The following is a 20,039-nucleotide window of genomic DNA, read 5'->3' as shown; positions in this document are numbered from 1 at the left end:
CCGCCGCGCGCACGGTGCCGATCCGTTGTGTGTGCATCGACTGCCTCATTCGGCGCGCAACGCCTGCATCGGCGGCACTCTGGCCGCACGCTGCGCCGGCGCCAGCGCCGCGAGCAGGCCGGCCGCGGCGAGCACCAGCAACACCGCGCCGATCGCCAGCGGATCGGCCACCCGCACCTCGAACAGGAAGCGCTGCAGCAGCCGCGACAGCGCCATCGCCACGCCCAGGCCCAGCAGCAGCCCGATTCCGATCTGCAGGCCGGCCTCGCGCAGCACCTGCCGCCGCAGCCGCGCCGGCGGCGCGCCGAGCGCGGCGCGCACGCCGAATTCGTGCTGGCGCGCGGCCACCGCCACCGCCATCACCGCGTACAGGCCGACCGCGGCCAGCAGCAGCGCCAGCGCCGCGAACAGGCCGACCAGCAGCAGGTTGAGCTTCTGCTCGCCGGTGGTGCTGGCGACCAGCGCCTGCATCGGCTGCAGGTCGGCGATCGGCTGCTGCGGCGCCACTTCGTCGATCGCCGCGCGCAGCGCGCGCTCGTCGGCGCCCAGCGCACCGGCATGCAGGCGCACCGCATAGGTCAACGCGCCGAAGCTGCGCATGATCTGCCACATCGGCTCGCTCATCTGCGCCAACGGCTGGTACACCATCGGCTCCGGCGCCTGCGCCGGGCCGGCGTGGCGCACGTCGCCGACCACGCCGACCACGCGCATCGGCAGGCGGTTGTTGCCGCCATCGTCGGGCACGGTGACGATCTTGCCGAGCGCATGGCCGTGCAGGTAACGCTCGGCGAAGATGGCACTGACCACGCAGACCTTCTCGGCCCCGGCCACGTCGCCCTCGGCGATGCCGCGCCCGGCCAGCAGCGGGATGCGGAACACCTGCAGGAATTGCGGCGTGGCCAGACGGTACTGGCTGTTGACGGAAGGCATGCCGTCCACCTCCACGCTCCAGCTCAGCTGCGTGGTGGCCGGCGGATTGGTCGACACACCGACGCGTTCGATGCCGGGCACCTGCTGCAGCCGCGCGACGATGCGTCGGGTCTGCTCCACCGCATCGCGCACGGTGGCGTAGCGTTCCTTCACCGGCGCCAGGGTGAACACCACCGCGGAGCGGCTGTCGAACCCCATCGGCACTTCCGCCAGCTTCTGCAGCGTGCGCGTGAACAGCGCCGCGCCGATCAGCAGCATCACGGCGATGGCCACCTGCGCGATCACCAGGGTGCGGCCGAGGCGGCCGGCCTGCAGGCTCCAGCCGCCACGGCCGCCGCCGGCCAGCTCCGCCACCAGATTGCGGCGGCGGCCGCGCACGATGCCCAGCGCTGCAGCCAGCAGCGCCGTGGCGCCGCCGGCGAGCAGCGCGAACAGCGCGCTGGCACCGGTCAGGTGCGCGGCCTCGCCGCGCATCCACAGCAACGGCACCCAACCGCCGAGCAGGCGCAGGCCGAGCCAGGCCAGGGCCAGTCCGACCAGACTGCCGAGTGCGCCGATCAGCACGCCTTCGGCCAGCGCCGGCAGGCTCAGCCGCAACCATGGCGCACCGAGCGCGGCGCGCACCGCGCTGTCGTGACTGCGGCCGAGCGCGCGCAGCAGCATCAGGCTGGTCAGGTTGATCGCCGCGATCAGCAGCACGCAGGCCGCCGCGGCGAAGAACAGCCACAGCGTGTTGCCGCTGTAGGAGGTGTACAGGCTGTCCTGCAACAGCAAGGCGTTCGGCGGCTCCCGTTGCAAGCTCCGCCACCACGATTCGTCCATGTACGGGCTGTTGCGCAGCAAGCCCTTGATCACCACCGCGGTCTGCGCGGACGCGGCGGCCACGCCAACGCCCGGCCGCAACCGCGCCACCACGATCTCGTTGGTGGACAGGTTGGTCGCCGCCAGGTCCGGCTGCATGTTGCGGATCAGGTCGAACGGCTCGGCCCAGGGAAAGTCCGCGGGCAGCACACCGACGATCTGCACCGGCTTGCCCTCGACCTGCAAGGTACGCCCAACCGCTGCCGGATCGCCGCCGACATAACGCTGCCAGAAGCGATGCGCAAGGATCACCGCCTGCGGCCCGCCGGGCCGGCTTTCCTCGGCCGTGAAGTTGCGCCCTGCCGCCATCGGCATGCCCAGCGTGCGCAGAAATCCCTCGTCGGCGCTGATCGCAGCGACCACCTCGCTGGCATCGCCGCGGGCGATGTTGGTCGGCACCGGAAACCCACGCACGATACCGACGGCCTGCATGCTCGGCATGCGCCGCAACACCGGGTAATAGCCGGGCGCGGCGACGTTGTGGCCGCCAGAGGGCAGGCCAAGGGTGACCAGACGCTGCGGCTGCGGGAACGGCAGCGGCTTCAGCAAGGCCTGGTCGAGCAACGCGAACACCGCGGTGGTGGTGGCCACGCCCAGTGCCAGGGTCAGCACCGCCAGCAGCAGGTAACCGGGCTTGCGCGCCAGCGCGCGCCAGGATTGGCGCGCCTCGGCCAGGCACATGGCGGCGCTCATCGCGCCTGCTCCGCGGCGCGCGCCGGCAACGCCACGTCCTGTTCGTGGCGCAGGCGCTCGAAGGTGTCCTCGTCGACGATGCGCCCGTCGAGCATGTGCACGATGCGCTGCGCGCGCCGCGCGAACGCCGCATCGTGGGTGACCATGCACAAGGTGGTGCCGTTGTCGTGCAGCTGTTCCAGCAGCTGCATCACCGCTTCGCCGTTGCGCGTATCGAGATTGCCGGTGGGTTCGTCGGCGAGCAGGATCGACGGGTTGCCGGCCAGCGCGCGCGCCACCGCCACACGCTGCTGCTGGCCGCCGGACAGTTGCCCCGGGTAGTGCTTGTGGCGATGGTGCATGCCGACCAGCTCCAGCACTTCGCGCACGCGCTGGCGGATCCGGCCACGCTCGGCGCCGTCGCGGTAGGTCAGGGGCAGCGCCACGTTCTCTTCCACGGTGAGGTCGGCGATCAGGTTGAAGGCCTGGAAGATGAAGCCGATCTCGGCGTTGCGGATGCGCGCGCGACCGACCGCGTCCAGCTCCGCGACGCTGCGGCCGTTGAGCCGGTACGTGCCGCCGCTGGGCGCATCGAGCAGGCCGAGGATCGACAGCAGGGTCGATTTGCCGCAGCCGGACGGCCCGGTGATGGCGACGAAATCGCCGCGCGCCACGTCCAGCGCGATCTCGGCCAACGCGTGGGTCTCCACCTCGTCGGTATGGAACACCTTGCCCAGCCCATGCAGGCGGATCAGCGGTTCGGTGGAAGGTGCGGGAATTGCGGTCATTCTGGGTCTCCTGGAGCGCTAGCGTAAGCGCAGGGTGGCGTAGGCATTCCACTGGCTGGTGTCGGACAGCACGACTTGCTCGCCGGCGCGCAGCCCGGCACGCACTTCGATGCGGTCGCTGGAGGCGGCGCCGAAGCGCACGCGGATGCGCTGCGCGCGCGCGCCGCCGTCGCGCAGCACGAACAGGCTGCCGGCGGTGTTCGGGGCGGCCAGTGCCGGGCGCGGGATGCTGACCACGTCGCGCAGGGTGCCGAGCACGATGCGCCCGTCCACCGACAGGTCCGGGCGCACGCCCGGCGGCAGCGGCGGCGCCAGGCGCACGTCGACCACCACGCTGCCGCTGCGCACCGCCGGATCGATCCGCGCCACCTGCCCGCGCACCACGCCGTTGTGCGTGTCTACCGCGACCGGCTGGTCGTCGATCACGTCCTTGGCCAGCACCTCGGCCACCTGCAGCCGCGCCAGCAGGTCGTCCGGGCGCGCGACCCGCGCCAGCTTGGCACCGACCTCGACGCGCTGGCCGGGTTCCACGTCCACCTGCTGCAGGATGCCGTCGCTGCCGGCGCGCACCTGCAGCGAGGCGGCCTGTTGCGCGGCGATGGCCAGCGCGCTGGCGGCCTGCGCGCGCCGCGCCTGGGCGGCGCGCAGCTGCGCGGCCATGTTCTGCCGGAACGCGGCCACGCGCTGGGTTTCGATGCCGGCGCGGGCGCGCTGCTGCGCCTCGACGATCTGGCTCTGGGTCAGGTCGATCGCCGAGATCGCGCCGCCGTCGTGGCCGCGCCGGTAGGCCTGCGCCTTGATCTGCGCGATCTGCAGATCGGACGCGGCCTGCGCCTGCAGCGCCTGCTGGTCCAGCAGTTGCGAGGCCAGCGCCGCATGCAGCGCGGCCAGGTCGGCGTCGGCGCCGGCCAGTGCGGCGCGGGCGCGGTCCAGGCCGGCGTCCAGTTCGGGATTGGCCAGTTGCAGGATCAGCGTGTCCGCCTGCACCCGCGCGCCGGCATCGACCAGTTGCTGCTGCACGGTGGCGGTGGCGCCGGCGGTGATCCAGCGGATCTGCCGCGGCACCAGTACGCCGTTGGCGCGGATCTCGCGGCGCATCTCGCCGCGCGTGGCCGCGTCGATCCACAGCTCGCTGCGGCTTACCTGCGGCGCGGCGCGGCCCGTACCGAACAGGACCACGCCGAGCAGCAGCACGGCCGCCACCGCCAGCGCCAGCCAGCGGCGCCGGTGGCGCCAGATCGAACGGTTGGGAGACTTCGCGATATCCATGCCTACTGCAGAGCAGGCCGCATGCCAATCGGCGAAGCGCGATAACCCATTGAAACGACTGCATGGCGCCCGCATCGGGCGCGGCCGCCGCGTCCGCAAGCGGACGATCGGCGACCGATTACGGACAGTTGCGCGGCGAACCGCGCGCGGTCAGGGCTTTTTTTCGAGCGAAGCGCGGTAGCGCAGCAGGGCTTCCGGCTCGTCGGTCTGGAACGCGCCGATCCCGTCGCGGTACAGCCGCCCCCACACCGCATCCGGATCGCGCACCGCGTCGGCGTCGCCACCGTAGCCGGCGACGAACCCTTCCCACAGCGTGTTGACCAGCAGCCGCACGTGCTGCTGCCTGGTCAACGCGGCCAGCGCCGGCAACTGCTCGGCGCGCATCCGCGGCAGTTCGATCGCGACCGGACGGACCTTGCCGCCGATCTGGGTGCGCACGGTCTGCAGCAGGTCGTCGGTGCCCGGCGGGTTGAGCAGCACCGGGGTGAAGTTGATCTGGTCGAACGGCGGCAACGACGCCAGCGGCTGGCTGTACACGCCGGCCTCGGTCTTGAGCACCACCTGGCGCTGCATGCCCGCACGCCGCACCGCGTCCGCCACCTCCGCATAGATCGGCGCCTTGACGTCGAGATTGAGCATGATCCGGCCCTTGGCCGCGGCCAGCATCTGCTCCAGGGTCACGGGATGCTGGTCGGTGAGCGGCGCATCGGCGCCGCCCTCGTCGTCGCGCAGGCGCAGCCGCGACAGCTGCGCCCAGGTCATCTCGGCGACCTTGCCGCTGCCGTCGGTGGTGCGCTCGACGGTGGCGTCGTGGAACATCACCAGGGTGCCGTCGGCGGCGCGGCGGATGTCGGTTTCCAGCATGTCCACGCCCATCGCCACGCAGCGCTCCAGGCCGGACAGCGAGTTCTCCGGCGCGTGGCCGGGGAAGCCGTGCGCGGGCGCCGGATTGTGGCAACCGCGATGGGCGACGACGAAGATGCCGCCGGCGGGATCGGCCAGGCGCGCCTGGCTGGCGGCGCTGCCGGCGGGGGCCGCGGCGACGGGGCCGGTCAGCGCGCTGCCCAGCAGCAGGAGCGGCAACAGAGTGGATTTCATGGCGATGGGCGTCCGAAGGATTGAAAGGGTTTAAAGAGAAGGCGTGAAGCGGATGCCGAACCAGTAGGTGGTCGGCACCGAGTAGGTGTCCTTCAACAGGTTCTCGCCCGGCCCGGTCACGCTGGTGATGCGGCTATGGGTGACGTTGCTGACCTGGCCGACCACGCTGACCTGCTTGTTGACCGCATAGGTCGCCGACAGGTCCAGCTGCGAGCGCGGCGCCCAGTACAGATCCTGCCAGTCGATGTTGCTGACGATGGCGCGCAGCGCCTTGCCCTGGCGGTTGTAGGCCGCGCGCAGCTCCAGCCCGCCGACGCTGTAGAACAGCGAGGCGTTGGCGGTGTAGCCGGGCTGGCCGACCAGGCGATCGACGCTGCGCTGGCGCTGGCTCACGTTCGGCGCGCTGCCGACGCTGTACGGCACGTCCATGCCGCCGTCGAGCAAGGCCAGGTTGGCGCTGGCGCCAAGCCCGGACAGCGCCGGCACGCCGGGCAGCAGGGTGTTGAGCACCGCGCTCAGTTCCAGGCCGCGGATATGCGCCTTTGACGCATTGGCCGGGGTGCTGATCAGCACGTTCGAATAGGTGGTGCCGTTGTAGCTGAACTGGTCGGTGCGCGACAGGGTGAAGATCTCGTCCTGGATGCGCTTGTCGAATACCGCCGCAGCCAACATGCCGTCGACCTCGTCGGGCAGGCGCCATTCCAGCGACAGATCCAGATTGGTCGAGATGCGCGGCTTGATGTCCGGATTGCCCACGGTCACGGTCACGCCCTGCGCGTTGGGATTGCCGGCGTCGGTGCTGTTGACGAAACCGATCGAGGTGCGCGCGGCGTAGGCGTCGTAGGGCGGACGGCCGAGCGTGCGGCTGGCGCCGGCGCGCAGGTCGAGGCGCTCGCTGAGATGGTAGGTCATGATCGCCGACGGCAACAGGTTGGCGTAATGCGAATCGGTCGGCGCATCGACGTAGACGTACTTGCCGCTGGCCGTATCCAGCTGGCGCTGGCGGCCGACAGTGGACTGGTCGGTGTCGTCGTAGTGCAGGCCTGCTTCCACGTTGAACGCCTCGGCACGGTAGCTGACCAGGCCGTAGGCGCCGAAGATCTTTTCGGTATGGGTGAAGTTGTCCTGGTTGCTGAAGGCCGACTGGTCGGTGCTGTTGAACGCGCTCAGCGGCGTGGACTGCAGCACGTGCCGGGCCTTGTCCGGATCGATGGTGATCAGGTTCAGGCCCAGATAGCGCAGCGGCGCGTTGGACTGCGCCAGCACGTCGGCGATGTTCAGTGCCGGCGCGCTGCGGTTGGGCTCGTAGTCGTCGCGGTAGATGTCGAACGACGGCTTGTCGGTGGTGTACGACACGCCGGCGCCGAAGCCCAGGCCGCGGTCCTGCTCGCCCTGGTTGAAGCCGTAGTCCAGGCGTCCGGTGAGGATGCGGTCGCGCGCGCTGCGCTTGTAGTCCGGACGCCAGTACAACAGGCTGTAGTTGTCGTAGTTGGAGTACGCCTGCGGCGCCACCGGGAAGCGCTGGTTCAACGCCGAGGTGTCGTAGGTGAAGGCGTAGTCGGCGCTGGGAACGACGGTAACGCCGGGGCCGGTCTGGCCGACCGGAACCGCCGCCGGGCGCGATGCGCCGGTGACGTACTTGAACATCTGGATCGGCTCGTCGTAGGTCGCATCCGACCACGAACCGCGTGCGGAGAACACCTGGTGGTCGTCCGGCCGCCATTCCATGCCGGCCTGGCCGAGCTTGGTGCGGGTGGTGGTGACCTGGTTGGAATAGCCGACCTCGATGTCGCCGGCCGGATAGCTGCCGGAGGTCGCGGTCTGGTTGGCGACGCGGTTGCGGTTGCGCGGATCGATGATCAGCTCGTTGCGCTGCATGTCGTCCTTGAAATAGTAGTAGCCGGCGGTGACGTAGGCCTGCAGGTCGGCGCTGGGATGCGCCTCGAACTTGCCGGTCAGGCCGTAGCGGTCGCGCTTGTCCATCACGTACCAGTACTTGTCCTGCTGCGGCACCGCCCAGCCGTTGCCGAGATTGCTGCCGCTCTGCAGCATGCCGTTGCCGTCGTAGAACCCGTAGTGCACCGTGTCGGTGGTCATGTGGGTTTCGGTGTAGCTGCTCAGCGTCTGGTAGTTGCCCGACAGGGTCAGGCCGTATTGCCGGTCGCTGCCGAAGGTGGTGCTGCCGGTGGCGCCGAGGCGGTAGCCCGGATCGTCCTGGTCGCGCGGCTTGCCGACGTCGTTGGCATGGCCCAGCGAGGCTTCGCTGGTGAAGAACGGCTTGCCGCCGTTCTCGAACGCGCTGCGCGTGCGCAGGTTGATCGCGCCGCCGGTGGCGTTGGGATCCAGGTCGGGAGTGAAGGTCTTGACCACCTGCAGCTCGCTGACCATCGACGCCGGCAGGATGTCCAGGCGCACGCCGCGGGTGATCGAGCCGAGCGTGCCGTTCGGCGTGCCCGGCGAGGCCACGGTCAGGCCGTCGATGGTGACGTTGTTGTAGGACGGGCCGAGGCCGCGCAGCACCGGCGTAGCGGCCTCGTCGCGCGGATGCTCGTTGTCGGTCGCCGGCAGCACCGACAGGCCGGGGATGCGGCGCAGCGCCTCGACGATGGTGGTGTCCGGCAGCGCGCGCACGTCGGTGGAACTGACCACGTCGGTGATGTTGGTCGCCGCGCGCTTGCTCTCCATCGCCGCGGCATTGGCCTTGCGCACGCCGGTGACGACCACGCTGTCCAGGGTCTTGGCCGCGCCCGCAGCGGCGGCGGCCGGCGGCGATGCGGCGGCCGGCGCAGCGGCGGCGATATCGGTGGTGTCGCCGTCCGCGGCGGAAGGCGGCAACGGCCTCGTGGCCTGCTGCGCGAGGGCGGCCTGGCAACTGGCGGCAAGCAGGCACACCAGCAGCGTGCGCTGGTGGCGGTGGTGCGATCGCGTCATCTCGTATCCCCTGGAAAATTTCAAAATGAATTAATAACTTCAAAGTAGTTAATTTTATCCAGGGGGCGATGACAGGCCCATGTCACCGGGTTGGCAGTTGCGAGAGCGGCGGGTTGGCTGCAGGTCCGCCGCTGCGGGCGCCAGGTGCGGGCGATGGAGTCCAGGGTGTCGAGAGCGCGGCGGAGGGGTTGGGAGTGAGGGGGACGGTGAAACCGATCGCCGGGTGTTGCCGAACGTTCAAGGCTTCGCCGTACCCTCATCCGCCCCTTCGGGGCACCTTCTCCCGCAGGGAGAAGGGAGACGCCGGCAGGTGCGGACGGCGCCGGATGCAGGGACTGCAAGCACCAAGGCCACGAAACATCCGCACAATGCGCCGCTAGCGATTGTCCAGCACGGCACGGCAGCGTCGCGACGGTGGCGCACGGCTCACGGCCGCCCAAAACGACGATAGGGCCGCAAGGGCCCTATCGTCGTCTCCGTTCTACCTGCGGCCGGCACGCTGGCGCGTGCCCGGACCGTCGCCCGCTAGGGCTGCACGACGCTGATCGTGCCCGGGTTGCTGCGCCCCACCCCGCGCAGGTCGGGACGGTACATGTCCTCGACCAGCGGCGGTGGCACCGTGTAGGTCCCCGGGGTCACCGCGCGCACCAGGTAGAACACCTGCGCCTTGCCGCCCTGCGCCAGGCTCAGCGCGGCCACGTAGCGGTCGTCGCGGAACTCCTCGTGCTTGACGTCGGCGGCGTTGGAACGGTCGCTGATCTCAATGCCGTCCACCACCACGTCGGCCCACTGCTTGGCGTCGCCCAGGTTGAAGTTCTCGATCTCCAGGCCGGCCGGCAGCAGGTCGGTCAACAGCGCGTCGGGCATGCCCACGTTGGAGGTGATGGTGACGCGCACGATCAGCGCCTCGCCTTCCTTCAGCGGCCGCGGCGTCCACGGCTTGCCGTCGGTGCCGTACCACTCGCGTTCCACCTTCAGCGTGCTCTCGTCCACCTCCGGCGCCTTGCGTGGGATGCCGGCGATTTCCAGGCTGGCGTACAGCGGCGCCTCGCCCTGCGGCACGAAGCTGACCCCGCGCGCCAGTTCGGCCTCGCCGAACTGGCGGCCGAACGCCTTGGCCGCGCCGATCGCCTCGCTGCTGTCGCCGACCGCCAACTGCCCGGACACCAGCTTGCTCTGGTTGACCAGCAAGGCCTTGCCCATCCGCGCCAGCGCCACCTGCTCCTGGGTGCTCAGCCACAGCCAGCCGCTGCGGCGGCGCGCGTCGATCTCGCGGCCCAGCGCCACCGCGCGCGCGTCGTACTCGGGCTTGGCCAGGCCGCGCTCGTGCAGCAGCGCGATCATCAGCGCATCGTCGCGGATCACGCTGCCGTAGTCGCCGAAGTAAGGCGGGCGGTCGCCGCTGTCCTTGGCGAAGCCGGCCGCGATCGCCGCTTCGCCGCGCTTCTTGTCGCCCTGCAGCGACAACGCCACGCCCAGGTGCACCAGCGACAGGCCGGTCAGCGCCTTGCCGCGGTCGTTGTCGTACAGCGCACGCAACGTGCCCAGCGGCGCACGATTGACGCGGGCCAGCACGTAGCCGGACCAGGCCTGGTTGGCGAACTTCAGGTTCTCGCGGCGGTCCTGGCCGTAGAAGTTGTTGCCGCCGGACAGCAGGTCCTCGCTGAGCCGGTTCAAGGCCTTCTGCAGCACGTTGTCGGGCACCGCGAAACCGGCGTCCTTGGCGTCGAGCAGGAACTCGGCGATGTACGGGGTCAGGCCCGGATTGACGTAGCCGTCGTCGCCCCACATCGAGAAGTGGCCGCTGGAGATCTGCATCGAGGCCAGCCGGCCGAACGCGCCTTCCATGCGCTCGCGGCGGGTCGCCGCGTCCAGGCCCTTGGCGCCGAGCAGCCTGGCGGTGGCGTCGTCGAGCAGCAGCGCGGCATAGCCCTTGCTGGTGGTCTGCTCGGCGCAACCGTACGGGTAGTTCAGCGCGCCCTGCAGCGCGCTGGCGAACGGGATCGGCGGCAACGCGCTGACCAGCATGCGCGCGTTGACCGAACCGGCCATCAGGCCTTCGGCATCGCTCATGCCCAGCGTCACTGGCGCCAGCGGATCCAGCACGCGGGTCTGCGCGCGCAGCACCGACGGCCACGCCGCGCGCACCGGCAGGTCGTAGCGGCGATCGACGCTGAAGCCGTTGCCGTCGACCCGCACCCGCACCTTGGCCACGGTATAGCCCTCCTGCGCCACCAGCGGGAAGCTGAGCGTGGCCTTGCCGTCCTTGCCGAGCTTGGCGCTGCGCGCGTTCTCGGCGATCGCCAGCGGGCCTTCGCCGTCCACCTGCACCTTGAACTCGCCCGCCTGCCCGGTGAAGTTCTGCACGTCCAGGGTGACCGTGCTGCGGTCGCCCGGCGCCATCACCCGCGGCATGCTGGCCTCGGCCACGATCGGCGCGCGCACCAGCGTCTCCACGTCGCGGTTGCCGTAGCGCTCGTCCGAATACACCAGCGCCGAGACCCGCAGCGTGCCGTTGAAGTCCGGCACCGGCAGCTGCACCCGCGCATTGCCCTTGGCGTCGAGCTTCACCGAACCGGAGAACAGGTCCACGGTCTGCACCCGCGCGGTCGGGCGCTTGGCCTGCGGCAATGCCGCCAATGCCATGTCGCCGCCGAAGCGCAGCTTGCCGGTCCCGCCCTCGAAGCTCTCGATCACCCGGCCATAGATGTCGTACGCGTCCACGCCCAGGCGCCGCTGCGCGAAGAACTGCGCGTTGGCGTCGGGCACCGGGAAGCGGGTGATGTTGAGGATGCCCACGTCCACCGCGGAAATGGTCACGTGCGCCTGCTTGCCGGCCAGTTCCGGCACGCTGACCGTCACCGGCAGCGGCTGCTCCGGACGCATCTGCTTGGGCGCGACCAGGCCCACCGCCACGCGCCGGGTCTTGCGCTCCATCGGCACGAAGGCCACGCCGACCGCACGCGCCGGGGTGATCTTGCTCGGCGCCGAACCGCCGCGGAACACCAGCGCGGTGACGTAGACGTCGTGGCGCTCCCAGTCCTTGGTCACCGGGATCTCGAAGCTGCTGCCCGGCTTCACGTCGATGTCCTGCACGTACAGCATCTTGTCGCTCTCGACCATCAGCACGCCGGGACCGGCATGCGGCGGGGTCAGGGTGACCTTGAGCGTGTCGCCGGCCTTGTAGCCGGTCTTGTCCAGCGCCAGCTTGACCTTGTCCGGGCGCGCGTCCAGGCCGCGGTTCTCGTCGTTCCAGCTCCAGCCGGCGCGGAACGGATAGCGCGTGGTCAGGCCGGTGGACGGATCGAACACGTCCACGCGGTACTCGCCCCACTCCACCGGGAAATCGAACTTGGCCGCGCCGCTGCCGGCATCGACGGTGAGGGTCTGCTTGTTCTCGAAGCGGCGGGTGAAATCGTAGTCCCAGCGGTTGTCGGCGAACGCCCAGTGGTAGTCGCGCAGCTCGCGCACCAGGGTCACCTTCAGCCCCTTGGCCGGCTGCGGCTTGCCCTGCGCGTCGACCCGCATCAGCTCGAAGCGCGCGTTGGCGTTGGCATCGGCGCCGTCCTTGTCGTCGAACAGCGGGCGCACGCCGACCAGCGCCGGCGCCGGCCACAGCACGCGCTTGAGCGTGCGGGTGACGGTGCGACCGCCGGTCTCGTACACGCTGGCCGAGACCAGCGCGGCGATGGTGCTGGTCGGCTTGGCTTCGTCCGGCAGCGCCAGGTCCTCGGCGATCTTGCCGTCGGCGCCGAATTCGGTATCGATCACGTCCTTGGCTTCGCGCGGCAGCTGCAGCGTCGAGTCGCCGAAGAAATAACCGGGCAGCGACTCGACCGGATGCTGCTCGACCGCCACCGCCAGCTTGGCGGTGAAGCGGTTGCCGTCGGCCGGCGCGCCGTACAGGTAGGCGGCGGTGGCCTGCAGCTTGAACGGCTCGCCCGGCTTGAGCGTCTTCTGCGCGCTGTCCAGGTCCAGCTTCATGCGCTCGGGCAGGAACTCCTCGATGCGCAGGGTCATGCCCTGCACCGCTTCCTTGCTGGACGGATCGGTGCGGAACTCCACCTGCCAGCGCCCGGTCGGCGCATCGGCGGGAATCAGCTGCTCGAAGCTGAAATAGCCCTGCTCGCCCGGCTGCAGGCGGGTCTCGCGGAAGATCTTGCCGTCGGGCTGCTTCAGCCGCAGGAACACCGGCTGCGCCCCCTTGCCGCTGGTCGCCACCGGCTTGCCGTCGTTGTCGCGCAGCAGCGCCGACACGCGCACCGTCTCGCCGGGGCGGTACAGGTCGCGGCCGGACCAGGCGAACACGTCGAACCAGGCGTTCTCGCGTCCGGCCACGGCGAACTCGCTCAGGTCCAGCGCCGGCTGGTTGAACGGCAGCATCGACAGGTCGGTGCCGCTGCGCGCCACCAGCACCTGGCCGGCGTCGAGGGTGTAGTTCAGCAGCGCGTTGCCGTTGGCGTCGGTCTCGCCCTTCAGGAACAGCTCGCCCTTGGCGTCGAGGATGCGCAGTTCCACCTTCTTCAACGGCTCCCCGCTCTGCAGCGAGGCGGTGTGCACGAACAGCTTGTCCTTGTAGGCGCGCGCGTGCAGGCCGATGTCGCTGACGGTGAAGAACGCGGTGTCGTATTCGTTCTCGAACCGGCCCGGGCGCTTCATCACCGCGAAGTACAGGCCCGGTTCCTGCAGTTCCTTGATGTCCTGGATCGGCAGATAGGTCAGCGCGCGCTCGTTCTTGTCGCCGCCGAGCACGAAGCGGTTGACGTAGACCGACTCGGCCAGCTGCGAGATCGGGGTGTGGTCGCTGTAGTCGCTGTCCATTTCCCAGCTGCCGCGGCGGCCGCCGCGCTGGTACTGGGCGAAGAACGCCGGCAGCGAGCCTTCCTTGACCCGCATGAATTCCACGTCCACTTCCGGCACGTTGAGCGACACCACCGGCAGGCCGCGGCTCTCGCGCGCCGGCAGCACGCTGCCCTGCGAGGCGAAGCCGACCGCCGGCTCCAGTTCGCCGGTGTAGACCTTCTGCTTGAGCGGCTTGCCCAGGCGGCTGCCGTCGGCGGCGAGCAGGTCGGCGGAGATCAGTACGGTGTAGTCCTTGGCCGCCTCCACGTACGGATAGCGCAGGGTCTTGCCGTCGTCGGACAGCGACCAGGCGCTGTCGTCGGTGCCGACTTTTTCCTCGAAGCGCAGCAGCTTGTCGAAGTCCTGGGTGCCGACCAGCGGCCGCGAGAACTCCAGCGCCAGCGACAGCCCGTCGCCCTTCTGGTCGGGATAGGCGCGGACCAGGCCGAAGCCCTTCATCGCCTCCTTCTGGCCCTTGACCGGCTCGCCGCTGGCGTCGGGCAACTGCCCGGATTCGTTGCGCTTGCAGCCGCCCAGTGCCAACGCCAGGCCCAGCAGCAGGAAGGTGCTCAACAGCCCCGCGCGCAGGAGGCGCCACTGCCGCTTCGAATCCGTGTGCATACGTTCGCTCCGTGAAAGTGGCGCGAGTATAGAACGCGGACGCGACCGCCGGAGACTCGGAATCGAGATTGCGGACGCGGCGTTCGCCGGCGCCCGGCAAGGCGGCCGGGGACGGCGGCGGGCACCCGCCGCCGGACCGTGCACGCGGCGATTTCTGTGTATGCGGTGCGGGCTCTGTGGAAGCAGCCGATGAGGCCACAGGTTACCCAGACCGGATGCAGTCGGGACTGAAGTCCCTCCCACAGTGCACCCGACCAATCGGCCGCAAGCCCTTGTAGGAGCGGCTTCAGCCGCGACGAGCGGAGCCTGGAATCGCGACGGTTCGGCCATCGGTCGGGGCTGAAGCCCCTCCTACAGTGCACCCGGTTGGATGGCCGCAAGTCCCTGGAGGAGCGGCTTCAGCCGCGACGAGCGGAACCTGGAATCGCGACGGCTCGGCCATCGGTCGGGCCTGAAGCCTCTCCTACAGTGCAGCCGGTTGGATGACCGCAAGTTCCCTGTAGGAGCGGCTTCAGCCGCGACGAGCGAAGCGGCGGACTCGCCGCCGCCTCAATGCAACAAGCGCTGCATGTACAGCGCGATCAGCCGCGGCCGGTCCAGCGCAAGGCAGACCTGGGCGTTGGCGGCGCCGGGCGCCGCATGGCCGCCATCCGGCGCGTCGTCGACGGCCACAGTGCCGCCAGTTGCCCTCGCGCCAGGCGGCACTTCCCGCGTATACCCCTGGTCGTCGACCGCGATGCGCAACGGCACGGTCGGGCACAGGCTCGGGTCAAGCAGTTGCGCCACCGGCACCACGTCGAACAGGGTCGGCGTGGCGCTGGCCCAGGGCTGGTCGGTGTCGCGCCACTGGTAGTAGAGCTGGGTCAGCGCATCGGTCAGCGGATCGCCATGCGCGAACAGCGCCACCCGCTCCGGTTCCTCCAGGGTCACCTGGGTCGCGTCCAGCGGCAGCATCACGATCGGCACGCCGGCGGCGAACACGCGCTGCGCGGCGCCGATGTCGGAGACGATGTTGTATTCCGGCGCCGGCGCGCTCGGCGGCCGGTAGCGCGACTTGCCGTAGCCCGCCCGCACCGACCCGCCCATCAGCACCACCTGCTTGAGTTGGGCGAAGCCCTGCGGGTCGCGCTGCAACGCGCGCGCCGCGTCGGTCAGCGGTCCGAGCACCAGCAAGGTGACCTGGCCGGGATGGCGCCGCGCCTGCGCCAGGATGAAGTCCGCCGCGTCCGGCGCCTTGCGCGGCCGCGTGCCCTGCGCCGCCCAGCGCGCCTGGCTGAAGGGAATCGTGGAGGGCGTGGCATGGCCGATCGCCAACGGGATCTCGCTGCGCCCGGCCTGTTGCAACAACCGCTGCAGCAACTGCGCACGCAGTGCGGTGTCGCCCCACGCCGAGGCGATGCCAAGCACGTCCAGCTCCGGGCTGCGCAGCAGCAGCGCCAGCGCGAACGCGTCGTCGATGTCGTCGCCGATGTCGGTGGACACCACCACCTTCTGTGCCGGCGGCGCCGCCGCGGCGGCAACCGATGCCAACGCCAGCAGCGCCAGCGCCGCCCACCGTTTCAGACTGCGCATGCGCGCCTCCCATAAAAAGAAACCGCCGGCATGATAGCCGGCGGTCCCTGGTTCATCGCATCGCTGGCACGCCAATCAGAAATTGGCGCGGAACTGCGCGCCGACGATGCGCGGATCGTTGATGAAGCCGGTGAGGTTGTTGAAGTCGATCGCACCGGTGGCGCGGATCTGGTTGGTGCAGTTGCGGCAGAACACCGACACCTCGTACGCGCCGGCGCCCCAGTTGTAGCCGATCTTGGCGCCGCCTTCGAGCAGCGGCTGGCCGACGAATTCGCGCGAGTCGTACAGGAAGAAGTTGATCTCGCTGCGGTAGGACCAGTCGGTGTAGAAGAAGAACTCGGCGTCGTCGCCGACCGGGATGCCGTAGCGCAGCGTGGCGTTGCCCATCCACTTGGCCGCCTGCGGCAGCACGTTGCCGTCGATGATGGCGTTGCCGGCGGCGTTGAGCGGATCGGTCACGGTGCAGGTGCGGCACACGCCGACCGACAGGGTCGGATCCTCGATGCGGGTCCAGTTGTAGGCGCCGCCGAGGGTGAAGCGCAGGTTCTGGGTGAGCAGCGCCTCGAAGTCGAACTCGGCGCCGCGCGCCTTGGACTTGTCGGCGTTGAGCAGGCGCACGTCGTTGGAGGTGCCGCCGACCGCGGTCAGCTGCTGGTTCTTCACCTGGAAATCGTAGATGTCGAAGCTGATCCGCGCGCGCTTGTCGAACAGGTCGGACTTGATGCCGATCTCGTACGAGTCCACGGTCTCCGGCGCTGCCACGGTCAGCGGCGCGGTCGCCGACGGCACGCCGAAGCTGGCGCCGCGGAAACCGCGCGCGGCGCGGGCGTAGACGTTGACGTTGTCGTTGATGGTGTAGGTCGCGCTGACGTCGCCGGTGACCTTGGAGTTGTCGGTGCTGCCGGTGGACGGCTCGAGCAGGGTGACGCGATCCAGCGCCAGCACGTCGAAGGTCTTCTTGTCGTAGGTGTAGCGGATGCCGGCGCGCAGGTTCAGGCGATCGGTGGCCGCATAGTTCAGCGAGCCGAACGCCGCCCACGAGGTGTTGCGCTGGCGGGTCAGCTGGTAGCTGCTGAGGGTGCCGCCGCCGAAGGTGTCGTAGGTGTAGTTCTCGCCTTCCACCGAATCGTGGAAGTAGTACAGGCCGGCCTGCCAGTTGAGCGGGCCGGCGTACTGCGACTCGGCGCGCAGCTCCTGCGAGTACTGGTCCAGGTTCTTGATGCCGCCGGCGGTTTCCACCGGGAACGCGATCACGCCGGGGCCGGACGGCGGCGCGAACACCGCGCCGTAGCCGCCGTCGATGTCGCCGCGGCTGTAGTACTTGCCGATGCCTTCGTAGCCGGTGATCGAGTGCAGCACGATGTCGCCCAGGTCCCAGGTCAGGTTGGCGCTGCCGCCGTAGGTCTGCAGTTCCTGGGTGTTGCCGCCGTCGATGGACACCTTGTCCGGATCGAAGCCGTCGACCAGCTTGTTGCTGCCCGGCTGGAAGATGTTGGCGCGGAACAGGCGCGCGGTGCCGTCGAGATGCCGCGCATGCGCGTTGAACAGCGCGCTGAAGTCCTCGCCCGGCTGGAACAGCAGCTGCACCCGCACCGCCGAGTCGGTGTAGCCCTCGAACGACCGGTTGTCCACGGTGTTGTCAACCCAGTCGTCGCGGCGCTGGCCCAGCGCCGACACGCGCGCGGCCCACTTGTCGCCCATGGCGATGCTCAGGCCGGTTTCCATGGTCATGGTGCCGTAGGTGCCGTAGGACAGACTGGCGTAGCCGTCGTTGGCGCCGATGCTCGGCTTGACCGAGTTGAACTTGACCACGCCGGCGGGGGTGTTGCGGCCGAACAGCGTGCCCTGCGGGCCGCGCAGCACTTCCAGGCCTTCCAGGTCGAAGATCGGGAAGCCCTTCAGGAACGCGTTCTCGGCCACCACGTCGTCGTACACCAGCGACACCGGCTGCGAGGCGTAGGTGTTGAAGTCGGTGTTGCCGTAGCCGCGGATGTAGAAGCGCGGGAACACGCGGCCGTTGGAGGATTCGACATTGAGGCTGGGCGCCTTGCCGGCCAGCACGCGTACGTCCGAGCCGCTGGTGGCGATCGCGTCCAGGTATTCCGGGCGCAGCACGCTGGCGGAGATCGGCACGTCCTTGGAGTCTTCCGAACGCCGTTCGGCGGTGACCTTGACCGTGTCCAGGCGGGCGACCCCGTCCGTGCTGTCCGCCTGCTGTGCGGCGGCGGGGAACGAGAGGGCGGAAACGACGGCTACGGCAAGTGCGCTGGTGCGCAACGACCAACTGGCGGACATGGGGACTCCGGAGTGGAATGGGCAAGAGCGAATGCGCGTCGCCGGCAAGCGATGCCGCGCCGCAACATAATTAACACAAAATACACACGCTTTGCATGTCCCGGTCACTTGAACGTGTTAAGGCTGTACGCGCGCAATGGGCTGCCACATATGCCCTGCAGGTGCACTGTCCAGACGCCCCAGGTCTATCAACATCGCACTGCGGATTTCCGGCTGGCCGGCGCCACTGCGGCCTCGGCCGTGCAACAGCGCACGCCGCTGCGCCCACCCGCCCCCTGCAGGAGCGGCTTCAGCCGCGACAGCAACTGCGGTTAGAACGTGTCGCGGCTGAAGCCGCTCCTACAGGAACAAGACCCGGATTTGCGGCGCCACAGCGATGCGGCCCCGCCGCCGGCGCTGCCGGCTCAGCAAATATCGCCCGGCACCCGCACCCAGCCGTCCATCAGCACCCGCGCGCTGCGGCTCATGATCGCCTTGGTGACGCTCCACTGGCCGTCACCCTGCTGCTGCGCTTCGGCACCGACCCGCAACGTCCCGGAGGGATGGCCGAAGCGCACCGCCTGGCGTGCGCCGCCGCCGGCCGCGCGATTCACCAGCGTGCCCGGGATCGCCGCGGCGGTGCCGATCGCCACCGCGGCGGTGCCCATCATCGCGTGGTGCAGCTTGCCCATCGACATCGCCCGCACCAGCAGGTCGATGTCGGCGGCGGCGACCGGCTTGCCGCTGGAGGCGACGTAGTCGGCCGGCGGCGCGACGAAGGCCACCTTCGGCGTGTGCTGTCGCGTCGCCGCGTCTTCCAGCCTGGCGATCAGGCCCATGCGCAGCGCGCCGTAGGCGCGGATCGTCTCGAACCTGGCCAGCGCCTGCGCATCGCCGTTGATCGCGTCCTGCAGTTCGGTGCCGCGGTAGCCCAGCGCCTGCGCGTCGAGGAAGATGGTCGGGATGCCGGCGTTGATCAGCGTCGCCTCGAACGTCCCGACGCCCGGCACCTCCAGCGTATCGACCAGGTGGCCGGTGGGAAACATCGCCCCGTCCGCGCCGTCCTCGTCCGCGGCCGGATCGAGGAAGTCGAGCTGGATCTCGGCGGCCGGGAAGGTCACCCCGTCCAGCTCGAAATCGCCGCTCTCCTGCACCGCGCCGGCCACGATCGGCACCTGCGCGAGGATGGTCTTGCCGATGTTGGCCTGCCAGATCCGCACCGTGGCCGTGCCGTCGTGCGGAATGCGCGCCGCATCGACCAGCCCGGCGGCGATCGCGAACGGCCCCACCGCCGCCGACAGGTTGCCGCAGTTGCCGCTCCAGTCGACGAACGGGCGGTCGATCGCCACCTGCCCGAACAGGTAGTCCACGTCGTGGTCCGCGCGCGCGCTCGGCGCCACGATCACCGCCTTGCTGGTGCTGGACGTGGCCCCGCCCATGCCGTCGATCTGCTTGGCGTAGGGATCGGGGCTGCCGATCACCCGCAGCAGCAGCGCATCGCGCGCGGCGCCGGGCACCTGTGCGGCAGCGGGCAGGTCCTGCAGGCGGAAGAACACGCCCTTGGAGGTGCCGCCACGCATGTAGGTGGCGGGAATGCGGAGCTGGGGAACGTGGGACATGGCGTTTTTCCGATCGACGCGCAGGCGGCGAGTAGCTCAGGGGTTGGCGGGAATCTCGGCCTCGACCAGCTGCGCCAGCAGGGTCAACGACTCCTGCCAGCCGAGATGGCAGAACTCCACGGGAATCTGCGCGGGGATGCCGTCCTGGACGATGTCCAGCTCGGTACCGCAGGCCACCGTGCGCAGCTTGACCGTCACCATCATCTCGCCGGGCAGGCCCGGGTTGTCGAAGGTGTCGGTGTGGCGGATCAACTCGCCCGGCACCAGTTCCAGATAGGTGCCGCCGAAGGATTCGCTGGTGCCGGCGCCGAAATTGCTGAAGGAGATCCTGAAGCTGCCGCCCACGCGCGCATCCAGGGCGTGCACGGTGGCGGTGTGGCCGTGCGGCGGCAGCCATTTGGCCAGCGCCGCCGGCTCCAGGAACGCGCGGTAGATGCGCTCGGCCGGCGCGCGCAGGACGCGGTGCAGGCGGACGGTACCGGTCTTGCCGTTGCTCATGATGGTGTCCTCAGCGGTGAAGGCGCGCATCAGGATGGCACGCGCCTGATGACACCGACGAACG

At 69.7% G+C, this 20,039-nt stretch carries 10 protein-coding genes; all 10 read right to left on the bottom strand.

Annotated features, from left to right (window positions below):
• Window positions 1-45: 45 nt before the first annotated feature.
• The 10 genes from JR064_RS12800 to JR064_RS12755 all read right to left on the bottom strand — a co-directional run bounded on the left by JR064_RS12800 (window position 46) and on the right by JR064_RS12755 (window position 20,005).
• Window positions 46-2,484: an ADOP family duplicated permease gene (locus JR064_RS12800; RefSeq protein WP_206229949.1), complete on the bottom strand. Its 2,439-nt coding sequence runs from the start codon at window positions 2,482-2,484 to the stop codon at window positions 46-48.
• The gene (locus JR064_RS12795; protein WP_206229948.1) at window positions 2,481-3,251 is read right to left on the bottom strand and encodes an ABC transporter ATP-binding protein; all 771 of its coding nucleotides are present in this window, start codon (window positions 3,249-3,251) and stop codon (window positions 2,481-2,483) included. The genes JR064_RS12800 and JR064_RS12795 overlap by 4 nt, the downstream gene beginning before the upstream one ends.
• An 18-nt stretch (window positions 3,252-3,269) precedes the next feature.
• Window positions 3,270-4,520, bottom strand: coding sequence for an efflux RND transporter periplasmic adaptor subunit (locus JR064_RS12790; protein ID WP_206229947.1), 1,251 nt, complete (start codon window positions 4,518-4,520; stop codon window positions 3,270-3,272).
• Between the two features lie 150 nt (window positions 4,521-4,670).
• A complete protein-coding gene (locus tag JR064_RS12785; protein ID WP_206229946.1) occupies window positions 4,671-5,618 on the bottom strand; it encodes a glycerophosphodiester phosphodiesterase family protein in 948 nt (315 codons plus the stop codon).
• Window positions 5,619-5,648: 30 nt separating this feature from the next.
• Window positions 5,649-8,549 carry a TonB-dependent receptor gene (locus JR064_RS12780; RefSeq protein ID WP_206229945.1) on the bottom strand — a complete coding sequence of 967 codons (2,901 nt, stop codon included), beginning with the start codon at window positions 8,547-8,549 and terminating at the stop codon, window positions 5,649-5,651.
• Between the two features lie 525 nt (window positions 8,550-9,074).
• Window positions 9,075-14,012: an alpha-2-macroglobulin family protein gene (locus tag JR064_RS12775; protein WP_241093026.1), complete on the bottom strand. Its 4,938-nt coding sequence runs from the start codon at window positions 14,010-14,012 to the stop codon at window positions 9,075-9,077.
• Window positions 14,013-14,561: 549 nt separating this feature from the next.
• A complete protein-coding gene (locus JR064_RS12770; protein WP_206229944.1) occupies window positions 14,562-15,584 on the bottom strand; it encodes a nucleoside hydrolase in 1,023 nt (340 codons plus the stop codon).
• Between the two features lie 75 nt (window positions 15,585-15,659).
• Window positions 15,660-17,879: a TonB-dependent receptor gene (locus tag JR064_RS12765; RefSeq protein WP_179570685.1), complete on the bottom strand. Its 2,220-nt coding sequence runs from the start codon at window positions 17,877-17,879 to the stop codon at window positions 15,660-15,662.
• Between the two features lie 404 nt (window positions 17,880-18,283).
• A complete protein-coding gene (gene prpF / locus JR064_RS12760; RefSeq protein ID WP_206229943.1) occupies window positions 18,284-19,477 on the bottom strand; it encodes a 2-methylaconitate cis-trans isomerase PrpF in 1,194 nt (397 codons plus the stop codon).
• A 36-nt stretch (window positions 19,478-19,513) separates the two neighbouring features.
• A complete protein-coding gene (locus JR064_RS12755) occupies window positions 19,514-20,005 on the bottom strand; it encodes an SRPBCC family protein (RefSeq protein ID WP_406848113.1) in 492 nt (163 codons plus the stop codon).
• Between the last annotated feature and the right edge of the window lie 34 nt (window positions 20,006-20,039).

It is taken from the genome of Xanthomonas bonasiae (assembly GCF_017163705.1).
Classification (GTDB): Bacteria; Pseudomonadota; Gammaproteobacteria; order Xanthomonadales; family Xanthomonadaceae; genus Xanthomonas_A; species Xanthomonas_A bonasiae.
The sequence above is the reverse complement of the archived record's forward strand: the minus strand, read 5'-3'. Positions and strand labels throughout refer to the sequence as shown.

Bases quoted from the DNA above. Each gene is read 5' to 3' on its own strand.
- JR064_RS12775 (WP_241093026.1), bottom strand. From the start codon at position 14,012: ATGCACACGGATTCGAAGCGGCAGTGGCGCCTCCTGCGCGCGGGGCTG.
- JR064_RS12780 (WP_206229945.1), bottom strand. From the start codon at position 8,549: ATGACGCGATCGCACCACCGCCACCAGCGCACGCTGCTGGTGTGCCTG.
- prpF (WP_206229943.1), bottom strand. From the start codon at position 19,477: ATGTCCCACGTTCCCCAGCTCCGCATTCCCGCCACCTACATGCGTGGC.
- JR064_RS12755 (WP_406848113.1), bottom strand. From the start codon at position 20,005: ATGCGCGCCTTCACCGCTGAGGACACCATCATGAGCAACGGCAAGACC.
- JR064_RS12800 (WP_206229949.1), bottom strand. From the start codon at position 2,484: ATGAGCGCCGCCATGTGCCTGGCCGAGGCGCGCCAATCCTGGCGCGCG.
- JR064_RS12795 (WP_206229948.1), bottom strand. From the start codon at position 3,251: ATGACCGCAATTCCCGCACCTTCCACCGAACCGCTGATCCGCCTGCAT.
- JR064_RS12790 (WP_206229947.1), bottom strand. From the start codon at position 4,520: ATGGATATCGCGAAGTCTCCCAACCGTTCGATCTGGCGCCACCGGCGC.
- JR064_RS12785 (WP_206229946.1), bottom strand. From the start codon at position 5,618: ATGAAATCCACTCTGTTGCCGCTCCTGCTGCTGGGCAGCGCGCTGACC.
- JR064_RS12765 (WP_179570685.1), bottom strand. From the start codon at position 17,879: ATGTCCGCCAGTTGGTCGTTGCGCACCAGCGCACTTGCCGTAGCCGTC.
- JR064_RS12770 (WP_206229944.1), bottom strand. From the start codon at position 15,584: ATGCGCAGTCTGAAACGGTGGGCGGCGCTGGCGCTGCTGGCGTTGGCA.